24 protein-coding genes are annotated in these 26,373 nt (G+C 39.2%); 14 read left to right on the top strand and 10 right to left on the bottom strand.

Going from position 1 to position 26,373, the window contains the following annotated elements; genetic code table 11:
- Positions 1-7 precede the first annotated feature (7 nt).
- The 4 genes from CLV98_RS11545 to CLV98_RS11530 all read right to left on the bottom strand — a co-directional run bounded on the left by CLV98_RS11545 (position 8) and on the right by CLV98_RS11530 (position 6,263).
- Complete coding sequence (locus CLV98_RS11545; RefSeq protein WP_109674494.1) at positions 8-1,375, bottom strand: sensor histidine kinase; 1,368 nt, start codon at positions 1,373-1,375, stop codon at positions 8-10.
- A complete protein-coding gene (locus CLV98_RS11540; RefSeq protein WP_109674493.1) occupies positions 1,359-2,057 on the bottom strand; it encodes a response regulator transcription factor in 699 nt (232 codons plus the stop codon). The genes CLV98_RS11545 and CLV98_RS11540 overlap by 17 nt, the downstream gene beginning before the upstream one ends.
- A gap of 716 nt (positions 2,058-2,773) precedes the next feature.
- Positions 2,774-4,579, bottom strand: a complete 1,806-nt coding sequence (locus CLV98_RS11535; protein WP_109674492.1) for an alpha-L-fucosidase — start codon at positions 4,577-4,579, stop codon at positions 2,774-2,776.
- 16 nt (positions 4,580-4,595) lie between these two features.
- Positions 4,596-6,263 carry a sulfatase-like hydrolase/transferase gene (locus tag CLV98_RS11530; RefSeq protein WP_229203328.1) on the bottom strand — a complete coding sequence of 556 codons (1,668 nt, stop codon included), beginning with the start codon at positions 6,261-6,263 and terminating at the stop codon, positions 4,596-4,598.
- Positions 6,264-8,549: 2,286 nt separating this feature from the next.
- Here CLV98_RS11530 and CLV98_RS11520 point away from each other — a divergent pair.
- Both CLV98_RS11520 and CLV98_RS11515 read left to right on the top strand, forming a co-directional pair.
- The gene (locus CLV98_RS11520; protein ID WP_109674491.1) at positions 8,550-9,965 is read left to right on the top strand and encodes an aldehyde dehydrogenase family protein; all 1,416 of its coding nucleotides are present in this window, start codon (positions 8,550-8,552) and stop codon (positions 9,963-9,965) included.
- 62 nt (positions 9,966-10,027) lie between these two features.
- Entirely contained in the window at positions 10,028-10,825 is a 798-nt protein-coding gene (locus CLV98_RS11515; protein ID WP_109674490.1) for a helix-turn-helix domain-containing protein, read from the top strand.
- Positions 10,826-10,913: 88 nt separating this feature from the next.
- Here CLV98_RS11515 and CLV98_RS11510 read toward each other — a convergent pair whose 3' ends face one another.
- The 3 genes from CLV98_RS11510 to CLV98_RS11500 form a co-directional block, all read right to left on the bottom strand.
- Positions 10,914-11,957 carry an alpha/beta hydrolase gene (locus CLV98_RS11510; RefSeq protein WP_310588716.1) on the bottom strand — a complete coding sequence of 348 codons (1,044 nt, stop codon included), beginning with the start codon at positions 11,955-11,957 and terminating at the stop codon, positions 10,914-10,916.
- A gap of 5 nt (positions 11,958-11,962) precedes the next feature.
- Positions 11,963-12,376 (bottom strand): OsmC family protein, encoded by a 414-nt coding sequence (locus tag CLV98_RS11505; protein WP_109674489.1) that lies wholly within the window; start codon positions 12,374-12,376, stop codon positions 11,963-11,965.
- 314 nt (positions 12,377-12,690) lie between these two features.
- Positions 12,691-13,545, bottom strand: coding sequence for a helix-turn-helix domain-containing protein (locus tag CLV98_RS11500; RefSeq protein ID WP_109674488.1), 855 nt, complete (start codon positions 13,543-13,545; stop codon positions 12,691-12,693).
- 151 nt (positions 13,546-13,696) lie between these two features.
- Here CLV98_RS11500 and CLV98_RS11495 point away from each other — a divergent pair, with 151 nt between their 5' ends.
- Positions 13,697-14,521: an SDR family NAD(P)-dependent oxidoreductase gene (locus tag CLV98_RS11495; protein WP_109674487.1), complete on the top strand. Its 825-nt coding sequence runs from the start codon at positions 13,697-13,699 to the stop codon at positions 14,519-14,521.
- A gap of 59 nt (positions 14,522-14,580) precedes the next feature.
- Positions 14,581-15,816, top strand: coding sequence for an MFS transporter (locus tag CLV98_RS11490; protein ID WP_109674486.1), 1,236 nt, complete (start codon positions 14,581-14,583; stop codon positions 15,814-15,816).
- Here the strand turns inward: CLV98_RS11490 and CLV98_RS11485 are convergent.
- Together CLV98_RS11485 and CLV98_RS11480 are read right to left on the bottom strand one after the other, a co-directional pair.
- Positions 15,805-16,722 carry a helix-turn-helix domain-containing protein gene (locus CLV98_RS11485; protein ID WP_109674485.1) on the bottom strand — a complete coding sequence of 306 codons (918 nt, stop codon included), beginning with the start codon at positions 16,720-16,722 and terminating at the stop codon, positions 15,805-15,807. The two genes, CLV98_RS11490 and CLV98_RS11485, sit on opposite strands and share 12 nt — an antisense overlap.
- A gap of 34 nt (positions 16,723-16,756) precedes the next feature.
- Positions 16,757-17,560, bottom strand: a complete 804-nt coding sequence (locus CLV98_RS11480) for an SDR family oxidoreductase (RefSeq protein WP_109674670.1) — start codon at positions 17,558-17,560, stop codon at positions 16,757-16,759.
- Between the two features lie 610 nt (positions 17,561-18,170).
- Here CLV98_RS11480 and CLV98_RS24180 point away from each other — a divergent pair.
- The 4 genes from CLV98_RS24180 (at position 18,171) to CLV98_RS11460 (ending at position 20,921) form a co-directional block, all read left to right on the top strand.
- Positions 18,171-18,338: a helix-turn-helix domain-containing protein gene (locus CLV98_RS24180; RefSeq protein ID WP_374755187.1), complete on the top strand. Its 168-nt coding sequence runs from the start codon at positions 18,171-18,173 to the stop codon at positions 18,336-18,338.
- A 108-nt stretch (positions 18,339-18,446) separates the two neighbouring features.
- Positions 18,447-18,986, top strand: coding sequence for a carboxymuconolactone decarboxylase family protein (locus CLV98_RS11470; protein ID WP_109674483.1), 540 nt, complete (start codon positions 18,447-18,449; stop codon positions 18,984-18,986).
- 185 nt (positions 18,987-19,171) lie between these two features.
- A complete protein-coding gene (locus tag CLV98_RS11465; protein ID WP_109674669.1) occupies positions 19,172-19,996 on the top strand; it encodes an SDR family NAD(P)-dependent oxidoreductase in 825 nt (274 codons plus the stop codon).
- Positions 19,997-20,030: 34 nt separating this feature from the next.
- Positions 20,031-20,921 (top strand): helix-turn-helix domain-containing protein, encoded by an 891-nt coding sequence (locus CLV98_RS11460; RefSeq protein WP_109674482.1) that lies wholly within the window; start codon positions 20,031-20,033, stop codon positions 20,919-20,921.
- Positions 20,922-20,961: 40 nt separating this feature from the next.
- Here the strand turns inward: CLV98_RS11460 and CLV98_RS11455 are convergent, their stop codons facing one another.
- Positions 20,962-21,318 carry a winged helix-turn-helix transcriptional regulator gene (locus CLV98_RS11455; protein WP_109674481.1) on the bottom strand — a complete coding sequence of 119 codons (357 nt, stop codon included), beginning with the start codon at positions 21,316-21,318 and terminating at the stop codon, positions 20,962-20,964.
- 103 nt (positions 21,319-21,421) lie between these two features.
- Here CLV98_RS11455 and CLV98_RS11450 point away from each other — a divergent pair, with 103 nt between their 5' ends.
- The 6 genes from CLV98_RS11450 to rclC all read left to right on the top strand — a co-directional run bounded on the left by CLV98_RS11450 (position 21,422) and on the right by rclC (position 26,198).
- Positions 21,422-22,315 (top strand): MBL fold metallo-hydrolase, encoded by an 894-nt coding sequence (locus CLV98_RS11450; protein ID WP_109674480.1) that lies wholly within the window; start codon positions 21,422-21,424, stop codon positions 22,313-22,315.
- Between the two features lie 88 nt (positions 22,316-22,403).
- A complete protein-coding gene (locus tag CLV98_RS11445) occupies positions 22,404-22,739 on the top strand; it encodes a hypothetical protein (protein ID WP_109674479.1) in 336 nt (111 codons plus the stop codon).
- Positions 22,740-22,761: 22 nt separating this feature from the next.
- Positions 22,762-22,989: a hypothetical protein gene (locus CLV98_RS11440; protein ID WP_109674478.1), complete on the top strand. Its 228-nt coding sequence runs from the start codon at positions 22,762-22,764 to the stop codon at positions 22,987-22,989.
- Between the two features lie 541 nt (positions 22,990-23,530).
- On the top strand, positions 23,531-24,466 hold the full coding sequence (locus tag CLV98_RS11430; RefSeq protein ID WP_109674668.1) for an NADP-dependent oxidoreductase: 936 nt from the start codon (positions 23,531-23,533) through the stop codon (positions 24,464-24,466).
- A gap of 16 nt (positions 24,467-24,482) precedes the next feature.
- The gene (locus CLV98_RS23750) at positions 24,483-25,619 is read left to right on the top strand and encodes an L-dopachrome tautomerase-related protein (RefSeq protein WP_229203327.1); all 1,137 of its coding nucleotides are present in this window, start codon (positions 24,483-24,485) and stop codon (positions 25,617-25,619) included.
- A gap of 3 nt (positions 25,620-25,622) precedes the next feature.
- Entirely contained in the window at positions 25,623-26,198 is a 576-nt protein-coding gene (gene rclC, locus CLV98_RS23745) for a reactive chlorine resistance membrane protein RclC (RefSeq protein WP_211320012.1), read from the top strand.
- Positions 26,199-26,373: the final 175 nt, after the last annotated feature.

The following is a 26,373-nucleotide window of genomic DNA, read 5'->3' as shown; positions in this document are numbered from 1 at the left end:
GAACGCCCTAGGAAGACAAGGGCAAGGAGACCATAAAGGTGGTTCCTCTACCTACCTTTGTATCGACGACGATGGTGCCTTCATGCATTTTGATGATGTTATTGGACAGGGGTAAGCCAATGCCATAGCCTTTGAACCGACGGGTGTTGGAGGCACGAAAGAAGGGAACGTAAATCTGACCAAGTTCCTCATCGGGTATACCAATCCCCTCGTCTATAATGGTAATAAACACCTGCTTTTCGCTGGTTTTGATGATGACCTGCACGGGCTTATTATCGGAATATTTACATCCATTCAATACAATATTTGAAAATGCGGCCTTTAGCAGCGTCTCATTCCCCAGAATGACAAGCTTGCTGGCCTCGTCGGGCAAATAATCGAAATTGATATGAATCTTATTATCCGGAATGATCTGGTCGATAGTGGCTTTTACCATCAACATGAGTTCATCGATTCTGATCAGCCCTTTTTGGTCCCTTTTCCCATCGAAGCCTGTTTGCGCCAAGCTAAGCATACTTTTAGTTAATAACTCCAGCTTCTCCGATTCGTGTAGGATCGTTCGAAAAGAATCTTGAAACTGGGCCGGGGTTTCGGGATTGGCCAAGGCGAGTTCGGCCTCCCCACTAATCACCGTAAGTGGGGTTCTAAACTCGTGGGAGGCATTACTAACGAAGTTATTTTGCATGTCGAAAGTGATTTCAAGCCGATTTAACATATCGTTAAAAGTCCTGGACAAGTCCGATATTTCATCCTTGCTATCCGCTTCGCTGAGGCGCTGGTCGAGGTTAAGCGCACTGATCCCCTGAACATTTGTGATGATTTTACGAATCGGCAGAAAGATCTGTTTAGAGAATAGGATACCGGTTGTAAAAACAAAAAAGAGCGATATCATAAATCCTATAAAGAGCAGTCTCTTCAAATTATCGAGCTCTTCTAGCCCATATAAGTCCACTGCCGAAGAAATGACGATAATGTCCTCCCCGGGCTGGTGTATTCGCAAGCCTACATAGGAGGTGTCCTTGTGCATAAATCGAGCGGGCTCCTTCCTAATAATCTGGTCGTAGAAGGTAGGCGGCAAGGGAAGGGAATTCTTCATTTTCATGACACTATCCGCATCTTGATTCTTTAAAAATCGATGCTGCTCCTCTGGCAAATCGCCCAGGTGCCGCTCTTTAATGTCATGGTAAATGGAAGTCTGAAGTTTATTCTCATGGAGAGCTGCATGTCCTACAATATCGGCACGCACCTCCAGGCGATGAAAAAAGCTACTATGGGTATTCTCTACGGCAAAGATGTAGATAAACACACTAAGCGCAATGATGATTCCGGCGGTAAGCACGGTAAATATGAGGGTGATTCTACTTTGGATCTTCATCGGCGAGTCGCATTACATACCCCATCCCAAATACGGTATGTATAAGCCGTTTACCATGGTTTTTATCGAGTTTTTTCCGAAGGTAATTGATATATACATCTACCACATTGGTACCTAAGTTGAAATTGATATCCCAAACATGCTCCAGAATCTCGACCCGATTGAGTACTCTTCCTTGATTCTGGAGTAGGAACTCGAGCAATCGAAACTCCGTAGCGGTGAGCTCAACGGCCTTCCCACTTCTATACACCAACTTCGACGATTTATACAAAACTAAATCGTCAATGGCCCAAGAATCTTCGCTGGGTTTGGTCTCGGACTCCTTATTCCTTCGCACCAAAGTCCGAATACGGGCTTCAAGTTCGGCTAATTTAAAAGGTTTTGTCAGATAATCATCGGCCCCAGCGTCGAGCCCCGACACGATATTTTCAGTGGTACCTAAGGCCGTTAGCATGATAATAGGGACCTTGTTAAGGCTTTGACGAATATTCCTGCATACCTCCATGCCATTCATCACCGGGAGCATCAGGTCCAATATCATCAGATCGAACTGGTGATCTAGGGCAATTTGCAAGCCCGATTTGCCGTCCATGGCTATGGTAACTTCATGTCCCGTGGCAGAAAGGCTACGCTGTATTACTGAAATCACATTCGGTTCGTCTTCTACCAATAAAATTTTCATAAACTGCGTATCGAGGAGATTATAGATTTTTCCTGTGAAGGAGTACCCTGACGAAAGCCTAGTTCAGCACCGAGTCCGCCAAAATGATCCATGAATTTTAAAATAGATCAGAACCTCTACGGCACTTCCATCGCAACGTCGTTGGCATCATCATGACCAAGGCAACCTTTACAGGTGAAACAAAAGTAGTACTGATCCGAATAATAGACAAATTTGGATGTTTCTGTTCTATTTATTTCAATAGTAAAAATCTATATCAATAAGATCATTAGAAGAAGTACTATACATATTCCAATAGGCATTTTACTCCTCAAACGATAGGACTCCGGGAGGGGAAACCCTCCATTCAGGGAGAGGCAAACACCATTCCAACCACCACCATATTCTTGCCTAGTTCGGCCAGCAAGGCCCCATTTAGGATCATTACTCTTTAAGCAGCTTAACTATTAATGGATATAGAGGAGAGCCCAGTTTTTTCGGATCGGGCTCTCCGTCCTTGTCCAGGCCCCTGGCCCTTTCGATGGCCGTTTCGCTCCGTGGAAAATATATTTCTCCCTTAGGTTTCTTATTATAAGTATTATCTCGTATCGCAGCCAATTGCTTATCAATGAAATTTTTTTGCTTATTGATGCATTTTCAAGAATTTCATTCTGCTCTTCTTCACTCTACTCCAAAATATCCTTTAAGTAAAGTTTTCAATCGGCTCCCAGCCCCCCTTATTCTAAACTCGAGAGCGGGGTAAGCTTGATCTCCTTTAGACTGGCATTTTCAATAGCTCCATCCTTCACTTCTACTGAGATGGTATGCTTACCGGCAGTCTTAAAATTGAGGAGGCCCATTTCATAGTAGTTATAAACCGAAGAAGCATTCTGCTCATTTTGAACGAACGTCCCATCTGCTAGGCTCACCCTCCATACTAGCCGGCTTGAACCCGCATAATTCAAGTCGACCTGATAATGCCCAGGCTCCATAATATCTACCTCCCAGTATACTTTTCCACCCACTCCCCAGTCTTGGGCTTGAGAAATATGTTTCCATTCACCAAATTTTTCCATCCATTTTTTATCCAATATGGAAGCTCCGGCGGCTTTGGCAAAGGCTACAGGAAGTTTGGTGGGATAAATCGGGTCGATGCTCAATGATTTATCGATAGCCAAGGGACCGTCTACTGCCAGCTCCACCACCGAAATAAGCTTCTCGGGTCGGTTGGCGGGCAACATAATGGTGGTCCAGTTTTCCTTTTTGGTCACTTTTAGGGACTTAGCTTTACCATCTACCCACAGATGGGCCGACTTTATATTCTTTTTTAGTCCCGGTAAAACTATGGCTCCATCGTGAGGCCAGTCATAAATAGCCAGACTCAGCTTGTCCCCCTGTACTGTCGCATCTCCCCAAGGGAGCTCACGCCCCCAAGGCGACGGATCGGCACTATAAACCAACTGCGGATACTTGTCGATCCATGCTCCGGCCTCTCTTAAGGCATATTGGGCCTCCTCTGGTATGCTCCCGTCGGGTTTGGGGCCAACATTAAGCATGTACGTACCTCCCCTGGCCACGGTAGAGATCACCGACTTCAAGATCCTTTTGGGACTCTTCCAGTTCTGGTCGTACCAGGCATAGCCCCAGGAGTCGTTGGTAACGTCGACTGTCTCCCAAAGTCCTTCCACATTGCGCACCGGGATATTCATATCGCCAAGGGACAGATAGTCGCCCAGATTATGACCTGCACGGCCCGAGATCATGGCATTGGGTTGGTTTTTACGTACCACGGCCACCAACTCCTCCACATACTTTTTCTCCATCTCCCCAGGGGTATCGAACCACACCATGGCTATATCTCCATATTGTGTGGTAATCTCCTTGACCTGTGGAAGGCATTTTTCTTTGAAATAATAATCGAAACCTACCTTTTTACCATCGGCTGTAGTACCAGGTCCGCCATTCCCCCCTGGAAAGGTCCAGTCCTGGTTATGGGAATAATAAAAGCCAAAGCCCAGGCCTAGTTCCTTACAGGCTCGTGCCAGTTCTTTCATGGGATCCCGGGCAAAAGGCGTGGCTTTTACAATATTGAAATCGTTGCTTTTGGAATCGTACATTGCAAACCCATCGTGATGCTTGCTGGTAACGACGATGTATTTCATGCCAGCATCTTTGGCCAGTCTGGCGATGGCCTTGGCGTCAAAATTGACTGGGTTGAAGTTTTTTGCCTCTGCCCTATATTCCTCTGCCGGAATACCCGCCCTTCTGGGGTGCATAATCCACTCACTGATGCCATAATAGGTACTGTCTTTCCATTGATTGGCAATATTGGAATAGAGGCCCCAGTGAATAAACATCGCATAATTCCCATCATCGAACAGGGCCGCTTTGGCGCCTACGTCCACTCGGCTCATCATTTTCTGATCCCCCCACATCTCATCCATTCCTTTGGACTCCTTATCCTGTGCCGACACACTTAAAGTCAACAGAATACCTAATACGGTCAGGCTGCTTTTCATTATGTTTTGTACCTTACTTTTCATTATTTGAATCTCGTTTTTACTTATCCTTTTTTGACTGACTCATTAAAGTCTTGAGCCGCTTATAGGCCACCTCCACGCTGTCTCTTAATTTTTCGTTATCCATATCTTCGATATAGGTGGGGGGTAATTCAGCATCGCCCTTCGCCTCTGTTAATAATAATGCACAACGCTTTCGAAGACTTTCTAAGATAGTCTGGTTGGCTGGCTGCCCTGCAACATTATTCCGCTCATAAGGATCCGTTTTCAAATGGTACAACTCCTCATAGATGGGCTCTTCACCCAATATGGGTGCAATGAGTGAGAGGACATGATGTTGGTCCTTCGCCTTGTCGAAATAGCGGATATACTTCCAATCCTTGGTCCGGACGGCCTCTGTTCGTGGGTAATTTTGTTGCATAAACATATTTTCACTAAAAAAGTCCTTTCTCCATTTCTTATCGGTCTTTTGAAGAAGTGGCTTCAAGCTACGGCCTTGCATCCCTTCTGGAATAGCTATTCCAGCAAAATCGAGCAAGGTGGGTGCTATATCGATATTCAGGCAAAGTTCCTCCACGACCTTCCGCTTACTGATACCCGGAGCATAAATGATCAATGGTACTTTTAAATCGATATCATAAAGGAAGGTCTTACCACCGAGCCCATACTCTCCATGAAACAGGCCATGGTCGGAGGTAAATACAATAATCGTATTATCGAAAACTCCCTGTTTCTTAAGCTCCTCTACCAAGTTTCCTACCACCAGGTCCATACCGGTTACGGTTTGTAAGGTCCTAATCTGATTCTCTTTCAGTGCTTCTTCCGTTTTCACCCATGCATAGCTATTCAAATACTCCCCATTATAAACCCGCTTGGGGAGCTTGGGGGTTTTTATACCCTCGTAAGGGATATAATCCGCAGGCGGCTCGAGCTGGGCCATCTGATCCCGATAAGCAGACCGATAGAGCTCGGGGTCATCCGAAAGCTGTTTCATACTGTTGGTACTGCTGCTATGCGGAACGTTGAAGTTGACCATCAAGCAAAAGGGTTGGTCTTTGGGACGGGTATGAAGGAACCGATGTGCCGTTTGCTCCGCTACATCGGCATTCATAAATCCATCTATCGTTTCTTGAATGATGTCTATTTGATTATTGGCTTCGGCATTTTTAAATATCGAATGGTTTTTCTTAGGATAAAAAGTAAGATGGCCATGCCCTGCCTGCCAGTAGTCGAAAGAGGCATCCATCACCCCACTTTTGTACCCTACTCCTTTTTCAGTTTTACCTATGGGCGTATGGTTTTTCCCTACCCATCCCGTGTAATAACCGTTCTTTCGAAGGAGCATCGGATAAGTATTGGCGAAGGCTTCCTCGGTCATTACCGATTTGGAGCCAAAAGTAACCCCATGCTTTCGTTCGTACATGCCCGTTAATATGGAAGTTCTACTGGGCGTGCAAATGGCCGAAGTGACAAAGGCATTGCTAAAAAGCGTCCCCTCGGCGGCTAGTGCATCCAGATTCGGCGTTTTTACGAGGTTGTTGGCCTTCATTGCGGCCAGGTAATCCCAGCGCATATCATCGGCCAGCACCATCACGATATTGGGTCTTTCGAGTGTCTGTGCTATAACGGCACCCTGTGTCAAACACAACACCACCCCCACCATTAAGGAAAGGATGCCAGTCGAATTATATTTTTGAGTTTTTATCATATAAGATTCACAATGTTACACGCTATTTTAAACCTCAATTATACTGTTTATTTGTGAAATAAAATCAACCCTCAGAAGGCAGTACTGGTCTTTTAAACCTTTAACTATTTAAAACCCCCGTCGAACGGCTTAACATTGTTTAACATTGCACTGTATGGACTATGCTTCGACGGGCTCTGCATGACATTGTTTTGGCGTTGTTTCAAAAATTCACCACTGTCACCCTGAGCCCGTCGAAGGGCCCGTCGAAGGGCCAAACCTTGCTTAACATTGTACTGTATGGACTATGCTTCGACGGACTCTGCATGACATTGCTTTGGCGTTGTTTCAAAAATTCACCACTGTCACCCAGGGCCCGTCGAAGGGCCCGTCGAAGGGCCAAACCTTGCTTAACATTAGCTTGTATGGACTATGCTTCGACAGGCTCTGCATGACATTGTTGTGGCAACGCTTTAAAAATCACAACTGTCACCCAGGGCCCGTCGAAGGGCTTAACATTGCTTAACATTAGCTTGTATGGACTATGCTTCGACGGGCTCTGCATGACATTGTTTTGGCAATGCTTTGAAAATCATAACTGTCACCCAGGGCCCGTCGAAGGGCTTAACATTGCTTAACATTAGCTTGTATGGACTATGCTTCGACGGGCTCTGCATGACATTGCTTTGCCAACGTTTTGAAAAGTCCCATCACGTTCTGTACGATCAATACCACACACTACTTTAAATATCAATTATACTATATTTTTATAAAATACAAACATCCTTCGATTCGACTAAAGCTTCACACTAATGAATGTCCCCCTTACCATAGACCTAAAAAGCAAGAAAATCCCTTAGTGCTTCTCCTATCGTCGAATCATACTAATTGACATTACTTTAAAACGAAAGGAAGGATACCCTACATCGGCCTAAACATGTGTAAGAAGGTAGCATGAGAAAGGCCCCAATCATGAGGGTGTCTTCGAACTACGAAGGTACTCACAAATGGGGCCTCGCTTCATTAGATAGACGCTTAGACCCTATTTAAAAATTAACCAATCGATTATTTATGCTATTTTTTGGCTACAAACGAGCGCCGGCCGCTGCGTTAAATTTTTTGTAACGATTCGTCGCTCGATAACTTAAGATATCCCTGCAAAATTTGCCCTGTTGCGCACAAAAAATAGGCCACAAACAATTTCTATCTTTAAAATTTAAGCCTGTATGTTTATAATAAGAATACGCCCCGAGGTTTTTTAAATTTGATTTCTGAAAGATATTATGTCACGGTCTTATGGCCACACAACCTCGCGACTTTTGGAAAGTCAAGTGACCAAAAATCAGACCGATCTGGCGGATTTTACCGGTGATCGACTTTATGTTGGGATCGATGTTCATAAAAAACACGCTTTGCTGGCATTTTAACCTAGAAACAGGCTCTAAAGCTCATTAGGAAAAATTAAAGAATTCGATAATAGATAAGTTGCCGACAATCTATTTCAGAAAATTAGATAATTTGATTGCAACAGCGAAAAGTCATAAGGCAGCAGTTTGTTTAGGCTTTCAGGAATTCTTGGCTATTAACGAGGGCCTAGGGCGACAAAGAGAGTAAGGTAATTCCGTATAAGGTGCGTAATATTATCAGTGGGCAAGTGGCTGGAGAAACTGCAAAAAGCCTTTCGGAACGTTTTGGGAAAGTAGTGCAGAAATGCCAAAGTTTGACGCTTATTCGCAATGTTAAATCTACTTTTAAATACACAGCTCTATAGCCTAATTCCGGCTTCGTAAATTTCAGCGCTTACACAGGGTATATTTGTCGGTTCTTTATCGGACAACTTTGATGAGCGTATCGATTAGCTAATCTTTCACGTTGAAATTGTGGTGGATAATCAAAAGGTAGCAGTAAAAAGCAAAGCCTATCTACAAATACCTCATATTTTATCTTTTGTAAATGAACCGGGCGAGGATAAAAGGAAGCAGCAAATTGAAAGCACTTATCGTCAGATTAAACTGAATATAATTCAGGTTATGAAAACGGAAATGGAGCATCTTAAGAATGACCCGAACCTATCGCATTTAATATCTAACTGATAAGAATTTAAATGATTGAGCGTGTTAATGTATTGATACAGCAAAATGCAATAATTTTAAATAAAATTCCCCTATTTCATTTTGTTGTTTAAGTATAATCCTAAAATAAAAGTCCGCTATTATTAAAATGGACTTTTTTACAAAGTAAAAATGAGCTTTTTAACAAAGCTAATCGTTGTTTTCTGTTCTAATTTTGTAATATAAATTTTTAGAAATGAGAACAGTAGACAAAATTTACATCAATGGCGAATTTGTAACGCCACACGGAAAGGAAACATTAGACATCATTAATCCGTCTAATAACCAAAAAATAGGAGAAATAACTCTTGCCGACGAAGTTGATACCCGAAATGCCATCGCAGCAGCAAGAGCGGCTTTTAAAACTTTTTCGAAAACTACGGTTGAGGAACGAATTTCCCACCTAGAAAAACTAAAATTGGAAGTCGAAAAAAGAAAAAAAGAGTTTACTGATCTGATGGTGGAAGAATATGGTGGTACTTTTAAATTCTCTTCGATGAGCAACGAATTTACAGGTCAGTGGTTTGATTCGATGATTGACTCCATTAAAGATTTTAGTTTCGAAGAGACTATCAATTCATCAAAAGTGTTTTTACAACCCGTTGGTGTTGTGGGGATTATCACACCTTGGAACGCCAGCAACGCATCGGTTTGCAGTAAGGTGGCTACAGCAATTTCGGCAGGTTGTACAGTGGTCATCAAACCAAGTGAAATGAGCGCACTTCAAACTCAGATGCTGATGGAAGCTTTTCACGAAGCCAAGTTACCAAAAGGAGTCATTAATTTTGTAACCGGATTGGGGAACGTCGTTGGTACCGAATTGACCATTAATCCTAGTGTAGCCAAAATTTCCTTCACAGGGTCGACAGTGGTGGGAAAATTAATTGCTAAAACAGCGGTGGATACCATGAAACGTGTAACGCTGGAACTCGGCGGAAAATCCCCAAATATCATTTTAGACGATGCCAATCTAGAAGAAGTTATCCCGATAGCGGTGTTCGGTGCCTATATGAATAGCGGACAAGCCTGTATTGCGCCAACAAGGCTTTTGGTTCCTGAAAGCCAATTGGAAAAAATAAATGAAATTGCCAGAGCAACTGCAGAACAGGTCGTAGTGGGGTTTCCTCAAAATGAATACACCAATGTTGGCCCAATGGTAAGTGTAAAACAATTTGAAAAGGTTCAAAACTATATCAAAATTGGATTGGAAGAAGGCGCCACTTTACTGGTTGGCGGAGCAGGAAAACCTGATAGACTAGAAGATGGAAACTTTGTAAAAGCGACTATTTTTACCAATGTAAAAAATGATATGACGATTGCGCAGGAAGAAATTTTTGGCCCGGTTTTATCCATTATTCCTTACAAAACAGAAGAGGAAGCAATAGAAATTGCCAACGATACACCTTATGGGTTGGCGGCATATGTCAGTTCTTCTGATGTGAAAAGAGCTCAAAAAGTAGCTTCACAGATTGATGCTGGAAGAGTTTGTATCAATGGATTTAGCCACGATCCAATGGTTCCGTTTGGAGGATTTAAACAGTCTGGCATTGGCCGTGAATATGGCGTGTATGGATTGGAAGCTTACTTGGAACCGAAAGCTGTTCTGCAATAATACTTACATTTTTTTAAAGCGTTGTTCAATAATGACGCTTTATCTGTTAACAATACATTGAAATGGAAAAATCAGACATTGTCTATTCTTGCTATCAAGAGCTGAGTCGAAAAGGTGAAAATTTCGTACCTCAACACGTCTTGACTTTTCAGATTTCAGGAAGTTTTGACCTATCTGACGGGCATAGAAAATGGATTGCCAAAGAAGGTGATTTTCATTTACTGCGAAAAAATCAGTTGGTAAAATTCACAAAACGACCTGCTGAAAATAAGATATACGAAAGCCTGAATATTTTTCTACGGGATGACATTCTGAGAACGATGGCGAAGGAATATCATTTATCATCCGTTCGATCCGAAATCTCTTTGCCAATAATCGCCATTGAAGTCAACGACGTGCTTCAAAATTATATCACATCATTAAAGACCATTCTTGAAAATCAGAAACTATTGACCCAAGATTTCATTGCCCTAAAAATTAAGGAGCTGCTATTTATCTTAATAAATATGCAGCCTAGACTCAAAAATATTCTCTTCGATTTTTTTGAGCCGTTTAAAATTGATTTGGAATCTTTTATGATTAAAAATTATATGCACAACGTCAATCTAGAGCGTTTTGCATATCTCACCGGGAGAAGTTTAACGACATTTAAACGTGATTTTGAGAAGGTTTTTCATACGTCGCCCCATAAATGGATTTTGCAAAAACGTCTGGAAGAAGCTCATTATCTGCTAAGGGAACAAAAGAAGTCGCCTTCGGAAATTTATATTGATTTAGGCTTTGAGGATTTATCTCATTTCTCTTATGCTTTTAAAAGGCATTATGGATACAATCCAAATAATATTATTGCAAGCATTTAACGGATCGTCACAATTTAAAGAATGCACAAAATACAATAAATCCTGACCAAAATAATTGGTAGGATTTATTGTAAAACTGAATATAGAATTATTTTCCAAATAACGATCCTCTCAATGCAGCCGCCGCATCCAAAACAGACTTTTGCACGGCAGGGATATGAGCTAGCGGATTTAGCATTCCATAATCGTGTATGAAACCTTTGTATTCCGTGATAGTAGTCGGAACGCCTGCATCGTCTAATTTTCTTCCGTAAGCTAGGCCTTCATCGTGTAAAATATCATTCTCTGCAACCTGAACCAATGCCGGCGGTAAACCTTTCAATTCTTCCAAAGATGCTTTTAACGGAGAAGCGTATTTATTGTTTCTTTCTTGTAAATCAGGAAGATAATTATCCCACATCCATTTCATTAATGGTGTTGTTAAGAATCTTTCCTGAGCATATTTAGTGTAAGAACCTCTGCTGAAGTCTGAGTCTGTAACCGGCCACAAAAGCACTTGTTGTTTTAGTTTAGGTCCGTTTTGGTCTTTCGCCATCAATGCTACAACGGCTGCCATATTTCCACCTACACTGTTTCCTGCAACGGCAAGTCTGCTGCTGTCAACACCAATTTCTTTTCCGTGTTCTGAAACCCATTTTGTAGCTGCATACGCTTGATAGATGGCAACCGGAAATCTCGCTTCTGGAGATGGTGTGTAATCCGGGAAAACTGCTACAGCTCCACTGTTTACAACCAAATCACGGACCAGTCTTTTATGAGTAGGATAGTCTCCTAAAACCCAACCACCTCCGTGAAAGAACATGAACACAGGAAGTGCCTCTTTTGCCCCTTTTGGTTTAATAATATGGATTTTTACGGTTTGTCCGTCTTGGATAATAGTTTTTTCAGATTCTTCGATATTGGTATAGTCGAAGTGTACGGATTTTTGAGCATTTATCAAAACCAATCTTGCGTCTTTTGGAGCTAAGGTTTCCAATGGTTTTCCGTCGCCACTATTTAATACTTTTAAGAATTCTCTTGTTTCTCTGCCGATATTTGGGTCTTGAGATGCTGGATTAGACTGCGCCATCATGTTAGAATTGAAGTTAACGAATAAAACTAATGTTACTGCTTTTAAAAAGATATTTTTCATGGTAGTTATTTTTGAAGATTGATATTTAAGATGATTTCGAAGTTGAAACCTGAACTTACAGGACAGTTTTTTTCTGCTTCTCTAGCGAATTTTTCAAATTCTTCCGTTGAGATTTCGTCCACTTTTGCGTTCAAGGTCAATTCCGATTTTGTGATTTTTCCGTTGTCAAGGGTAATGACAGATTTTGTTTCCAGATTTTCTGGTTGGTAACCGGCTTGTGTCAAATCTAGACTCAGTTTCATTGTAAAACATCCTGCGTGAGCGGCTGCCAGAAGTTCTTCTGGGTTAGTCCCAATTCCGTTTGCAAAACGACTGTTGAATGAATATGGTGTTTGATTTAAAACAGAACTTTGAGTAGTTAAGTGACCATTTCCTTCTTTGATGGTGCCGTTCCAAACGGCAGTTGCATTACGTTTCATAGTATATATTTTGTTTGTTGTTTTTTGATGGGACAAAGGTATGGCGCCTGAGTATTGTGAAGAAAGACTAAAAAGTCGATAACAATTGTACTTTTTTCCCCTTGATGTGTTCTTTTGTTAAGTTCAAGCTTAATTTTTAACAAAAATCAGCCTTCTTAAAAAGCTTAATTTTGAGAGGTATAAAATGGATCTGCTGAATTAAAAAAATGCTCCGTTAGGAGCAACATCTGTGTAGTAAAAAGCAAATCGGACTCCGTAGGAATTCAATTTTAAGAAAATATGAGAATGTCAATAAGATAGCTATGAGAGCTAAATCAAGCCTTAATTTCTTTCCTGAAAACCGCTGGCGTTTTTCCCGTTTTTTGGGCAAACATTCGATTAAAATAAGCTGGGTCTTCATAACCCAATTGGTATGAAATTTCTTTAATACTCAATTCGGTGTAGAGCAATAATCGTTTGGCTTCCAGAATGATTCTGTTCTTAATCATCTCATTCGGATTTTCAAGATTGAGTTTATGAAATTTATTGGAAAGCGTTTTGGGAGCCAGATTCAGAAGGTCTGCATAATCGGCGACGCTGTGTTTTTCCTTGTAATGAATATCTACCAAACGGCTGAAATTTCGGAAAAAATCCTGTTCAGCACTGATGAGATTGAGCCTTTCAGTTTGCAGATTTTGCCTTTTCCACTGTCTTGTAGCACGAATAATGATTTGCTTTAGATACGTTCTAATCATTTCCTCAGACGAACGGTCTTGAAAATTAAGCTCATCATTAATTTGATTAAATAATTGTGATATCGTTTTCGGTTCGTCTTCTAACAGATCTACCTTTGGAATTTCAAATATATTATTGAATAAAAGTCCGTCACAGGCCACTTCTTCATCGTGAATCTGAATGCAGTAAAAATCCCTATTATAGTAAATCAAAAAAGCATCATCATTACTTCCAGACTGAATATCAAGATGTTGATTGGTATTAATGAAGAACAGAGTCGGCTTTTCAGTTTCATAAACATTGAAATCTACCGTCAAAATATAACGAGCTGGCACAAATAAAACTTTGATATAATGACGATAGGCCTCCCCATTCACAACATCTAGCGTGCCGGAATTGAAAGATTGTAACCCTAATTTTTTGTGATGCGATTCGAAAACGGAAATAATGCTCATTCTTTACCTTTTATGGCTACAAATTTAAAATTAAATTCCAATACGTAATTCTGTGCTATTCTTCCTCTGAAATGGATTACAAGCTTGGCACTGCTGTCAAATACCTTTGTCTTATTAAAATTTAAAAACATTACATTTAAATATCAAGAAAATGAATAAGACAATTTTTATCACAGGTGCATCAAGAGGATTTGGAAAACTTTGGACAGAAGCATTCCTTAAAAGAGGCGACAGAGTAGCCGCTACATCAAGAAATATTGAAGCTTATAAAGACTTGGCAACTCAATATCCCGAAACTTTTCTTCCAATCTCTTTAGATATTACTGATAGAACGGCAGTTTTTGAAGCGGTAAATAAAGCTAATAACCAATTCGGAAGTCTGGATGTAGTGATTAATAATGCGGGTTATGGCGTTTTCGGAGCGGTAGAAGAAGTGGGTGAAAAAGTAACTAAAGATGTTTTTGAAGCCAATGTTTACGGAACGCTTTGGGTAACTCAGGCAGCTTTGCCAATATTTAGAGCGCAGCAAAGCGGTCACATAATTCAGTTATCAAGTGTTTTAGGGGTTTGGAGTTTGCCAACTTTAGGAATTTACAATGCTACTAAATTTGCTGTGGAAGGTTTCAGTGAAGCTTTGGCCATGGAAGTAAAAGAGTTTGGAATTAATGTTACATTGATTGAGCCCAATGGCTACACTACAGATTTTGGAGGTAGTTCTGCAGTTCACGGAGATCCAATCGCCGCTTATGATGGTTTAAAATCGAGCTTAGGACAAGCAGAAGGTTTACTTCCGGAAGACTACGGAAAACCTGAAGCCACAGTTCCTGCGATTATAAAGTTAATCGACAGCGAAAATCCTCCACTTCGCCTATTCTTAGGAAAAGTTGGATTGAAAAAAACCGAACGAATTTATGCCGAAAAAATAAAAACCTGGAACGACTGGAAAGAAGTTTCTGAAGCAGCACACGGTCATTAATTTTTTCAAGCCTTGCTTATAAAAAAGAGCAAGGCATTCTTTTTTAAAATCCTTTCAATATGAAATTCCAAGACGAAAAATATTTATATATCAGTACATTACTGGCTTTTATACTCATCCCGCTGGGAGGCTTAACTACGGATATTTACATTCCCTCACTTCCGGCAATGGCAGAAGATTTAAGTGTTCCAGTTGAAAAAGTACAGATTTCACTGCTTTTATTTATGGTAAGTTCTGGATTCAGCCAACTTTTTATCGGAATTATACTCGATAGTTTTGGCAGATACAGAATCAGTATTTTTGCATTAATTACCTTTTCTTTGGCAAGTTTCACTATTGCCCTAGCTCCACAGATTGATGTAATCTATTTGATGAGAATTGTCCAGGGAATCTCTGTTTCACTAATTATCGTCGGGAAAAGAGCTTTTTTCGTCGATATGTTTAAAGGCGAAAAGCTGAAACATTATACCAGCCTTTTTTCGATTGTTTGGGCGACTGCACCCATTGTTGCACCGCTTATCGGCGGCTATTTACAGGTAATATTAGGATGGCAGTCCAATTTTTATCTGTTAGGGATACTAGCCATCATTATTTTGATTTTCGAACTCCAGTTTACTGGAGAATCTCTACGCAATTTTCAGGTATTTAAAAGAAATGAAATTCTAGCAATTTACAGAAAGATGCTGGGTACCCCTGATTTTTATTTGGGCTTAATCATCATCGGTTTAAGCTATTCACTTTTGGTAATCTATGGAATGATAAGTCCATTCATCATTGAAAAAGTGTATGGGTTTTCACCAGTTGTAACAGGATACAGTTCACTAGGTTCGGGAATCGCTTTAATGAGTGGAGGAATTATTTCGAAATTATTAATTAGAAAAGGGCTTTTTACTAAAATAGTAACTACGATTATTTTAATGTTGATTATTGTTTTAATAATGTTGGCTATAACTTCTAAATTTGATGGAGTATTGTATCTATTAGGCTTTACATTAACATTACATCTCATTTCAGGATTCATTTTCAACAATGTTTACGTCTACAATTTACAACGATTTACGACGAATGCAGGTGTCGCAAGTGGTTTGACGGGCGGTGGCGTGTATGTGGTCAGCTCAATTGTTGGTTATGGATTAATTAATCTTTTTGAAATTAAAGATATTCAGACATTGACTTCAGTAAATGCTTTAATAATATCGCTACTCTTCATTGCTATCTTGTTTTTTAGGAAAGCAGTTATTAAATTATCCAGGATTACAGATCATGCATTAAATCAGCAGGCATCATTTTCGTAAATCTCTTTGTCTGCGAAAATGTAAAGGAGAAACTCCGGTCTTGGTCTTGAAAACTTTTGTAAAATGAGAAGGATGTTCAAAACCGAGATCGTAAGCAATTTCACTCACCGATTTTGTGGTTCCCAAAAGGATATTTTTTGCTTTGTCGATCAATTTCAGATGAATGTGTTCTATAGTTGATTTACCGGTGAATTTAGCAAGCAGATCCGATAAATAGTTTGAGGATAGATTAAGTTTTAATGCAAAATATTTTACTTCGGGAATTCCCTTTTCTATTAACTCTTCATCGTTGAAGTAATCATTCAATAGCGTTTCAAATCGATGCGTAATGTCATTTCCAGGTTTGTTTCGGGTAAAAAATTGCCGATCATAAAATCGGTCAGCATAGTTTAGTAGCATTTCAATCTGGTTTAAAATCAAGCCTTGGGTGTGGCGGTCGATATTCTGAGAATATTCTTTTTTAATTCTTACTATGACCTCATCAAGCATTTCTTTTTCATCTTCAGAAATGTGAAGCGCCTCATTGCTTTCATATAGAAAGAAGTTGTAATTATGAATTTTTTTACCTAAATCTGAACCGAAAATAAAATCGGGTTGAAATGCCAGAAACCAACCTTCCTCAATCACTGTATCTGCGCTCGGACTCATAACCTGGTTCGGAGCCGTAAACATCAGAGTTCCTTCCTGAAAATCATAACCTGAACGTCCATATTTTAAACTTCCTTTAAATTTTTTGTAAACAATGGTGTACAAATCAAGACTGTAGAGATAGTCTGCAAAATTTACTTCGCAACGGCTAACATTTTTCAAATCAATCACCGTAATCAAAGGGTGTTTCGGACTTCCGTAATTGTAAAATCGATGAAGGTCTGCAACAGATCTGATAGAAATAAAAGTTTCTGGCATTTTTCGGATTTTTAGAATTATAAGTTTCTGCTAATTATTCTAGCATTAGTCTTAGAAAATCTTCTTCAGAATTTTTGTTTTTCAAATCGATATATAAATGAGCGTCTTCGCCAATCACATATCTTAATTTGGAAAATTGATCCGTTGCAGCGACCAAAATGGTTTCTGCAACTTGTTCCGCGTTCGCTTTTGGCAGATGCTCTGTACGTTTGGTAAATTTTGGAATGAAAGCCGATAGCGCTACGTTATAATCTTCAATCTCATTTTTTATCATTTCAAGGCTATTCCTGAAATTGGTTGCAATACTTCCGGGTTCAACAATTTTCACATTAATACCAAACACAGAAACTTCAAAATGTAAAGCTTCTGAAAATCCTTCTACCGCAAATTTCGAGCTGTTGTATAAACTAGCAAATGGACCTGCTGTAACTCCTCCAAACGAAGAGATATTAATGATTGTTCCTTTTTTCTGAGCTCTCATTATCGGTAAAACAGCTTTTGTCACATTCATCAAACCAAAAACATTAACGTCAAACTGTTTCTGAATCTGTTCTGGGCTTGAAGATTCAAAAACACCCATCAATCCGTAGCCTGCGCTATTAATTAGAACATCAAGCGAACCGAATTTTTCTGTCCCTTTCGCAATCGCCTCCTTAATTTGCAATGGATTAGTCACATCAAGTTGAACCAATAGCACATTTTCAAGAAGATAGAGTTCTGTTTCGTTTTCCGGTGCACGCATTGCAGCGATTATATTCCATCCGTTTTGCTGAAATAATTTTGCGGTTGCTTTTCCCAATCCGGATGAAGCACCGGTGATGAATACTGTATTTTTCATAATAAACATATTTAAAATTTCTAATGCAAAAATCCGATAAGCTAAGAGAACCTAGTTTTCGATTTTAGGGAATGTCTTATACATTTCTCTGATTATGTGAATTACTGGCGGTTGTATTGTTTACGCCCTTATGGTCGTTTTATCTTCCAAAGCCCTTCTTGTAATCTCGTCTCTACGCTTAAAACTTACGCTGTCATGCTTCTTCATATAAGTAAACATCTTTTATGGAGCATATACTATTGTTCTTAACTGCTTGGAGCTGTTTGTAGTTTTAACAAGCACAAAATGATATTAATTGAATTGATCAAGAATATTCGGGTAAGCGCCAAATGGCAGAAAGCTACTTTCGAGTCATGAAAAGGCAGGTATTTCACCCCACAATGAACAAATTATCCAATAGTTAATCAACACCATAATTAGTTACGCTGCCCGCAACCTTACCTTGCAGGAAATGGACGTTTTCAATGGTAAATTTCGGGTGTGGTACTAGCTTGACAAATAGCTGGACACAAAATTAAAAGTCAATCAATTATCGGAGCAGTTTCAACTTTCTTCTAAATATAGGAGAGCATATTTTAAAAAACACTCTGGAGAAAGCCTGCAATAATACATAATACTTTACAAGTTAAAACTCATTGAAAGCCGATTAATGCTCACTGATATGGTATTAATAAAACTGCTTTGGAATTTGGGTTTTACGGACCAAAGCCATCTAAACCACATTTTTAAAAAATATAAAGGCAAAACTCCTTCTTCCTACAGAAAGGAAAACATATAAAGACCTACGTATTTCTGTGCTATTCTTACGCTGAAATGAGCTATACTTTAAGCCAAAAGCCCATTTAACTTTGTATCAACAGAATGAAACAATCTTACATCCTATAAAATGAAAACAATTATAGTACCTGAAAAAGGAAAATTAAGTGTTGCTACACAGAACATCTTACAGGCCGTAGAGAAAAAAATGGGAAAAATCCCCAACTTGTATGCAACCATAGGCTATTCATCATCCGCCTTACAATCGATGTTGGAAACCGAGGCAACTTTGGGGCGCGACTCATCCTTCACGGCAAAAGAAAGAGAAGCCATCAATCTTATCGTTTCGCAAGTCAATGAATGTGATTACTGTTTGGCAGCGCATACAACTTTAGCACAAATGAGAGGTTTTACAGAAGAAGAAACGCTGGAAATCAGAAAAGGAAGTTTTTCGGAGGTAAAATTAGACGCTGCGATTAAATTAGCTCATTCTATCGCAGACCATAAAGGAAATGCAGGAAACGTAGCTTTAGCTAATTTCTATAAGGCTGGATATGACGAAAAGGCTTTGATTGAGTTGACGGCTTTGGTGGCGTTAAGGAGCTTTACCAACTATGTATTTGCCAACACTCAGATTCCAATTGATTTCCCTTTGGCCCAGGCTATTTAGGAAGATTTTTAATTACGAGTATGTAGGTAAAGTGAAAGCCTCTCGGATGTATTTTTGGGAGGTTTTTTATTAGAACTTTTTCCGAAACGTATTTATGTGCTATTTTTTAGCTAAAATGAGCTACCTGTTCCATGGGGTTTGATAATAACTTTGCTTCAATAAATCACACAAAAAAGATTAAAACAATGAACAAAATAGTTTTTATCACAGGAGCATCAAAAGGATTTGGAAGATTATGGGCTGAAGCACTTTTGAAAAGAGGAGACAAAGTAGCGGCAACAGCACGAAATATTGCTGCTTTGGAGAATTTGAAAGATAAATACGGTGACCAAATTCTTCCCATAATATTAGATGTCAACAACCGTGCAGAAGTTTTTGAAGTAACCCAACAAATAGTAAAGCATTTCGGAAGAATTGATGTCTTGATTAATAATGCAGGTTATGGTTTATTCGGAACAACCGAAGAAACAACCGAGCAACAGGCAAGGGAACAGATGGAAACCAATTTCTTCGGTTCGCTTTGGGTGGCACAGGCCGTTTTACCTGTGATGAGAAAACAAGGAAGTGGACATATTATTCAAATTTCGAGCTTTTTGGGATTAACAACCCTACCACTTTTAGGATTGTATAACGCTTCAAAATTTGCGGTGGAAGGTTTAATTGAAACCATCGGTTCTGAAACAGCGCATTTAGGAATTAAAACTTCTTTAATCGAGCCTAATGGATTTGCAACCGACTGGGCAGGAGCTTCAGCCGTGCAGACAACATCTGATATTGAAGACTACAACCCTGTTCGTGCTGCCTTTAATGAAAGTGGAGAAAATCCAGACACTTGGGGAAAACCGGAAGCAACTGTAAAACCTATTTTGGAATTAATCGATAATCAAAATCCTCCGCAAAGGTTATTGTTGGGAAAGATAGCCTATCACACCATCAATGAGGCTTACCTCAAAAGATTAACTGATATTCAAGAGTGGAAAGAAGTGAGTATTTCGGCTCATGGTCATTAAAAACCAGTAAATTAGTAATTCAAATTTAATAGTGATGATACATTATAAAACCCTTACCGAACTGCATTTAGGGAATCATTGGAATGCTCCTGAACATCCGCTTTTCAGTATGATAGGATGCCAGTCGGCCTGTACTTTGGGTAACCGTGAGTTCACAACAGATTGTTATGTAATAGCTTTCAAAAAAATAAAATCGGGTGTTTTTATGTATGGTCGTACGCAATACGACCACGACAATGGTTGTTTGTTTTTTGCAAAACCACGTCAAATTATAGAACTGAAAGACCTTCAGTTCGAAGAAAAAGGGTATATGCTGTTGATCCACGAAGATTACTTGAACGGTCACGGGCTTTTCAAGGATATTGAAAAATACAGTTTCTTCGATTATGACGTGACGGAAGCTTTGCATCTTTCTCCAAAAGAAGAACAGATTATCCTAGAACTTCACTCGAAAATTCAGGAAGAATATTTTAATAATCCTGATGAATACAGTCGTGAGATTATCTTAAGCCATATTTCATCGATTTTAAAATATGCACAGCGATATTACAGAAGACAGTTTATCGAAAGAGCGCAAGTGACCGGAAAGACAGCTTCAAAATTCAATGACGCGTTGAAAAAATATTTGGATGAGGGCTTTTTGGAGAAAAATGGACTCCCGAATGTTGCTTTTTTAGCCGATCAACTTTTTGTTTCCCCAAGATACCTAAGTGACTTATTAAAACAGGAAACAGGAAAAACCGCAATGGAACTCATTCATATTTTTATGATTTCTGAAGCGAAAAATCTGTTAAGATTGGGTCAAAAAGGAGTTGCTGAAATCGCGTACGAATTAGGATTTGAAAACGCATCTTACTTCACAAGATTATTTAAGAAACAAACAGGAATGAAACCTATGGAATTCAGGAAATTGCCTATGAATTGAAATTAAAACAGCAGGACAATTTTCAAAATCATACTAAGGATTAACTTGCTATGACTTTTTTCCTGTGTTCCAGCCCCCAATCCTTCATCGCCATAATGACTTTTTCCAGAGACAAGCCGTGTTCTGTAATTTCGTATTCTACTGTTGGTGGAAATGTGTCATGCACGGTTCTGGTAATCAGAAAATTGATTTCCAGTTCTTTTAATTCCTTGGATAAAACACGGTCGGTAATTCCAGAGATTTCTCTCGAAATTTCTTTAAATCTTTTACTTCCAAAAGATAAAGAAACGATAATCGGAAGTTTCCATTTCCCTTTCAGAATTTCCAGTGCATCCTGGATCGGAAGCATAATTTCCTGACAGTCTTTTTTCTCAATATTTCCAGAAACCTTAGCCATATTATTTTATTTAATATCCTAAATAATAGCGCTATCAAAAAAGATAGTAATATATTTTGGATAGTTACTTACTTTAATTTTGTTCTAACAAAATTATCAAAAAATGAATACAATTAACAACATTAAAAATTCAGGATACTTTACGTTTCCACTAGGGAGATTACAGGTTTTTGTTTTTACAGATGGAGAGTCTGTGATAGAAAATATCCAGCCGATGTTTGCTCCGAATATCAACTCATCAGACATTGAAAATTTTCTGAGCCAACATTTTCTTGCTCCCGACAAACTGACTTTAGCAGGAAATGTTCTTGTTATAATAACAGAAGATAAAACTATTTTAGTTGATACCGGATGCGGACAAAAACTCGGCCCCAACAGTGGAAAATTAGTAGAAAATCTGATTTCGGCCGGAATTCAACCTGAAGACATTACAGACATTGTACTTACTCACGCTCATCCCGATCACATTGGCGGAATTGTAAACGAAGATGATTCATTAGCATTTTCCAATGCAAAAATTTTTCTTTCAAAAAAAGAAAATGATTTCTGGACAACGGAAAAGCCTGATTTTTCCAAGGGGACACAAGATGCAACAGCCGATTTTGAAATTCAGTTTGCCAAACACCATCTTTCATTAATTGATTCTGATATTCAGTTTTACGGTGATGACGCGGAATTATTTGGGTTTTTGAAATTGGAAAATGCGCCAGGACACACGCCAGGTCATTCAATTATTACCATTTCATCAGAGGGAGAAGAGTTAGTACATATAGCGGATACGTTTCAGCATATATTATTGGTCGAGCATCCTGAATGGGGTAATCAAATCGATTCTGATTTAGAATTAGGTATTAAAACCCGTAAAGATCTTCTTGAAAAATTAGCATCGACGAAGCAACTTCTTTTTGGAAACCATTTACCCTTTCCCGGTTTAGGTTTCATCGAAAAGGATGAAAAAGGTTATCGTTATATCCCGAAAGCTTTCTATACCGTTTAAAGCTAAATCCTCCCAAGTGGAGGATTTTTTTCATCTCTGTAAATATGTTCTATTTATTTCGTGATATGTACTATTTATCAGGGTATGCTTGAAGGTAATTTTGTGGAATCAAATAAAGTTAAAAATTACATTAAGCCTATTATCACTGCTCCTTATCGGCGGTTTTATCAAGGCACAATTGCAGCAGATAGCAACTTCAAATTTGGTTTGGAATGGTGTAACCACAAGTACTGACGGTAGAATATTCGTCATCTTCCCAAAAATAAAAGTTCGTAAAGGAATAAGTGTGAGCCAAGTTTTAAAAGACCGAAGTATTATTCCCTACCCGACTGAAGATTGGAACAATTGGCAACCTAGTGTAGCGATAAACGAAAAAAATTGTTCGGACGAATTCCAAAAGCATCGTAAATGGTCTGCTTTGTAATGGGGATACTAGAACTCCTGCGATGGGGCAAAACCCAATATCAGGAAATATATTAAAACTGGTTTCCATTGATATTAAAACCAATACCATTCAACATAAAATTCCAATTTCGGGAATTACACAACCTTCCATTTTTATGGATGAATTAAGAATTTCGGGAAATACCATTTATCTGACTGATGCGCATGAACCAGCATTAATTATTCTGGATAAAACTACAGACAAAAGGAGGAAAGTTTTTAGAAATTGATCCTTCAACGACCTATAAAACCACTAGGTAAAATTAGGAAAGATAAAAAAGAGAATAAAGTGAGAATCCACACAGGCCAATTGGAGATTTCTCCCGATGGAAAATGGCTGTATTTCCAGTCTGAAAGTGGACCGACTTGGAGAGTAGAAACAAAATACCAGACTGACGAAAATGTAACTGAAAAGATTTGACATCGAAAGTGGAGTTATTCTACAAAACCCCATTAACAGGAGCAACGGCAATTGACACTGACGGAAATACCTATGTAAGCGATGTCAATAATAGTAAAATCATCAAAATATCACCAACAGATAAGGAAAGCCTGGTCATTAAAGACAAAAGATTGCTGTGGGCTGACGCTTTATAGATTGACGACAGTGGACATCTGTGGACACCGACAGGTCAATCAAATCGTATGGTCGCATTTCAGAAGGGAAAAAGTAAAGTTGCCAGTAGCGGTTTACAAAATGAAAATCACCGCTATAGCGGCAAATAACTAAGGAAAAATTTAAACAAATAAATGACATGTAAAAATAAGATTATGAAAGTGATCATATTAAAAGAAGCCGGAAACGTAGAAAATTTGGAATACGTAGAATTGGCAAAATCAACTATTGAGGAAGGGGAAGTTTTAATAAAAGTAAAAGCCATCAGTATCAATCCTGTAGATACTAAAAGCCGCTCTGGAAAAGGCGTTTACGGAAGAATCAAAACTGAGAATCCACTGATTTTGGGATGGGATATTTCAGGAATTGTGGAAGAAACAAAATGCTCAGATTTTAAAGTGGGAGATGAGGTTTTCGGAATGGTGAATTTTCCCGGGCACGGAAAAGCATACGCAGAATATATCGCAGCTCCGGCCGATCAACTAACATTAAAACCGAAAAATATTTCTTTTATAGATGCTGCTGCCACCACTCTGGTTGCACTTGTAGCCTATCAGGCTTTGGTTCACAATGCGAATATTCAAGCCGGGCAAAATGTTTTGGTTCACGCCGCCTCAGGTGGTGTAGGACATATTGCGGTACAGATTGCCAAATACTTGGGAGCGAAGGTGACGGGAACATCTTCTCTGAAAAATAAAGATTTTGTATTGGGATTGGGTGCCGACGCACATATTGACTATCAAGGTGTCGACTGGACAAATGCCCGACAAAAATTCGATTTTGTTTTGGATACGATTGGTGGAGACAATATCGATCATTCCCTAGAAGTGACAAAAGAAGGCGGTTGCATCATCAGTATTCCGACAGGTTTAAATGAAGTAGTGACATCAAAGGCAAAATCTAAAGGTATGAAAGCTTATTTCATTCTGGTACAATCCAGTGGTGAAGACATGAAACAGATTGCTTCTTTATTGCAAAGTGGTGCTGTAAAGCCTCACGTTTCAAAAACATTTCCCTTCGGACAAATGAGGGAAGCACACCTGGAACAAGAAACAGGTAGAACGGTGGGTAAAATAGTAATAACGCTTTAAATCAAAATAAAAAATTATGAAATCAACTTATTTAATGGCTATTGCAATTTCCAGCGCAATGTTATCAGCCTGTAACAATGGTTCGTCAACCAAACTCAAGGAGACAGTGAGGGCAGTAGAGATTGCTGCTGGCCAAACACCACAGTTAGAAGAAGTTTTTGCAGACAGCACTTATCAATTAACGGGTGTTGCTGTGGCAGAAGGCAACCGAATATTTGTTAATTATCCTTATTGGCTGGACACACATTCTTATTCTGTGGTTGAAGTGAAAAACGGAAAATCGGTTCCTTATCCCGATGCAAAGTGGAACAGCTTTAAAAAAGGTGAAGACGGACAAAATAAATTTGTATGCGTTCAAGCCGTGGTGACCGATGAAAAAGGATTTCTTTGGGTGGTGGATGCCGCTGGAATCGGACTTGGGAAAGTGTATCAAAACAGCAGTAAAGTGCTGAAAATCAATTTATCCAATAATGAAATTGAAAAAGTTTACCGATTTCCTGAAAATGTGGTAAATGAAGATGTTTATATCAACGATATCCGGGTTGACAATGATAATGGCTTTGCTTACCTCACTAATTCCAATACCGGTGGTATCGTGGTTTTGAATATCAATTCAGGAACTTCACGATTGGTTTTAGGTAATGCTACTTCCGTAAAAGCTGACCCAAATTATCACTTTTCTCCTTTGGGAACGGAACTTAAAAAAGGCGATGGTTCATTGCTGAAAGTAAATTCAGATGGTATTGCACTGACGCCGGATAATCAATATCTATATTACAAACCACTTACAGATAACCGTTTGTACAGAATTAAAACCGATTTGTTGCGAGATTTTAAGACAACTGAAACTATTTTAAACAAAAGTGTAGAAGATTTAGGAAAATTCATCACTACAGATGGAATGATTTTCGATAACAAAGGAAACCTCTATTTGGGCGATTTAGAGCACAATTCAATTGTGAAAATCACTCCGGATTTGAAAATGCAAACGATTGTAAAGGACGATGAACAACTGATATGGCCAGACAGTTACAGTATTTCTGAAGATGGATATCTATATATTTCAAATTCACAAATTCAGTTAATGCCTTGGTTTCACGAGGGTAAAGAAAAGTTTAGAAAGCCGTTTAAGATATTAAGAATTAAAATTTAAACAATGAATAATCTTATCCAAATTCTAGCCGACAGCCAAAGAGTATTTATCAACCTCGTTAGAATTGCCATCTTCATCGTGATGACTTGGATTGGTGGCTTAAAAGCCTTTCAATACGAAGCGGACGGAATCGTTCCGTTTGTGGCAAATAGCCCTGTAATGCGTTTTTTCTATAGCCATCCTGAAGAATACAAAGGGCATATAAATAAAGAAGGCGATGTGGTTCCCGGAAATATCAGATGGCATAAAGAAAATGGAACATACACTTTTGCCTACGGATTGGGCATCGCAATTGTTGCCATCGGTTTACTGACATTACTCGGAATCTGGGTCCCAAAAATAGGTTTGGCAGGCGGTATTCTCACTTTTGGGATGTCTCTCGTCACACTTTCTTTTCTCATTACAACACCAGAAGCGTATGTACCTGATTTGGGAGGTATGGAACACGGATTTCCTTATTTGTCGGGTGCAGGAAGATTGGTCCTCAAAGATATTATTATGCTTACCGGCGGGTTGCTTGTTGCATCAGATTCGGCGAAGCGCATTTTAAAAAATCTGGACGTATACAATCGAATTTAAACTGCTTATTCCTTTTTATCATCGCAACCTACTTGCTTGTTGTTAGCAAGAAGGATTTGCTGTATGGAAGTATTGATGGCTGGCAAATGGGTGGTGCATATTCTGGCCTAAACATGTGTAAGAAGGTAGCATGAGAAAGGCCCCAATCATGAGGGTGTCTTCGAACTACGAAGAT

It is taken from the genome of Dyadobacter jejuensis (assembly GCF_003149085.1).
In the GTDB taxonomy this organism is placed as follows: Bacteria; Bacteroidota; Bacteroidia; order Cytophagales; family Spirosomataceae; genus Dyadobacter; species Dyadobacter jejuensis.
The sequence above is the reverse complement of the archived record's forward strand: the minus strand, read 5'-3'. Positions and strand labels throughout refer to the sequence as shown.